1 protein-coding gene and 1 pseudogene are annotated in these 695 nt (G+C 75.0%); both read right to left on the bottom strand.

Annotated elements, in window-relative coordinates:
* Nucleotides 1-121 precede the first annotated feature (121 nt).
* Nucleotides 122-385 carry a DUF4244 domain-containing protein gene (locus SACPADRAFT_RS34355; RefSeq protein WP_007027867.1) on the bottom strand — a complete coding sequence of 88 codons (264 nt, stop codon included), beginning with the start codon at nucleotides 383-385 and terminating at the stop codon, nucleotides 122-124.
* Between the two features lie 81 nt (nucleotides 386-466).
* Nucleotides 467-695: pseudogene (locus SACPADRAFT_RS28875) on the bottom strand (type II secretion system F family protein); the annotation flags it as partial.

Below are 695 nucleotides of genomic sequence, written 5' to 3'. Positions count from 1 at the left end.
ATCGCCCCTTCGACGGTCACCGCGCCCCAGTCGGAGGTCGCGTCGCCGGTGTCCCCGCCCCGCGTACCGGCCGGGCCGCGCACGGTGCCGACCGGGGCGGGGTGGGGCGGGCGCGTGCGCATCAGAAGTCGACTGACAGCGCCCGCCGCACGACCGAGGTGAGCGCCTCCAGCACCGAGTCGTCCGTGACCACCGCGTACAGCAGCGCGGCGAACGCGGCGGCCGCCACGGTGCCGATCGCGTACTCGGCGGTGCTCATCCCCGCATCGTTCGGGCCCTCCCCGGCCGGTGCGGGCCGCCGACAGCGGAGCGGGTGTGGTGGGCGGCGACCGGACACGTGGTGCGGCCCGGTGTGCGGTGCGGGGTGGGACCCGGGAGACGACATCGGTTCCTCCTCTTCTCGGTTCTTCTCGATCCGTGTCGGTGTGTCCGTACGGGAGCGGCCTGCGGATTCGGGTGGGTGTGCTCAGGCGAGGACGTCGAGACGGGTGGCGAGGCCGACGACGACCGGGATCACCCCCAGACAGAGGAACGCGGGCAGGAAGCACAGGGCGAGCGGACCGACGATGAGCACCCCCGCACGCTGCGACCGGGTCTCCGCGGCATCGGCCGAGGCCTGCCGGGCCTGTGCGGCCACGGCGATGGCCGCCGACGCCAGCGCACTGCCCGATCTGGCGGTCCGGCAGGCGGCCCGC

The sequence above is a fragment of the Saccharomonospora iraqiensis subsp. paurometabolica YIM 90007 genome, assembly GCF_000231035.2.
GTDB classification, from domain to species: domain Bacteria; phylum Actinomycetota; class Actinomycetes; order Mycobacteriales; family Pseudonocardiaceae; genus Saccharomonospora; species Saccharomonospora paurometabolica.
The sequence above is the reverse complement of the archived record's forward strand: the minus strand, read 5'-3'. Positions and strand labels throughout refer to the sequence as shown.

Coding starts and splice junctions, on each gene's coding strand:
- SACPADRAFT_RS34355 (WP_007027867.1), bottom strand. CDS start 385: ATGTCGTCTCCCGGGTCCCACCCCGCACCGCACACCGGGCCGCACCAC.